Source organism: Pantoea sp. ANP04 (assembly GCF_041982285.1).
Classification (GTDB): Bacteria; Pseudomonadota; Gammaproteobacteria; order Enterobacterales; family Enterobacteriaceae; genus Pantoea; species Pantoea eucalypti.
Genome location: NZ_JAUTYS010000170.1, coordinates 1 through 529, shown reverse-complemented (window position 1 = coordinate 529; position 529 = coordinate 1). Strand labels below are relative to the sequence as shown.

At 60.3% G+C, this 529-nt stretch carries 1 protein-coding gene; it reads right to left on the bottom strand.

What is annotated here, in order from left to right:
* On the bottom strand, window positions 1-412 hold a 412-nt coding region (locus Q7C21_RS22940; RefSeq protein WP_375151229.1), incomplete at its 3' end, for an ABC transporter ATP-binding protein.
* Window positions 413-529: the final 117 nt, after the last annotated feature.

Below are 529 nucleotides of genomic sequence, written 5' to 3'. Positions count from 1 at the left end.
TGAGCATTTCCTCGACCCGGGCCTCGATCTCGGCGGGCGGCAGGCGGTCCTGCTTGAGGCCGAAGGCGATGTTCTGGGCCACGGTCATGTGCGGGAACAGGGCGTAGGACTGGAACATCATGTTGATCGGCCGCTCATAGGGCGGCATGTCGGTGATGTCCACACCATCGAGGAAGATTCGCCCCTCCGTTGGCCGTTCGAAACCGGCCAGCATCCGCAGCAAGGTGGACTTGCCCGAACCCGAGCCGCCGAGCAGGGCGAAGATCTCGCCCTTCTTGATTTCCAGGGACACATCGTCCACGGCAACCGTCTCGTCGAACTTCTTCGTGACCCGGTCGATTTTGACCAGCACCTGCTTAGGTGTCTGGTCGCCCTCGAGGGCTTTCTTATAGGCGCCGGAGGCAACTGCCATTTGCGAAACTCCCAACAAAATTTGCAGCCCGCCCCACGTGGGCGGACCTTGGATAGTTTGAGCCTGTGGAACTACTTACCCGTCTTGACCTTGGTCCAGCTACGGGTCATCAAGCGT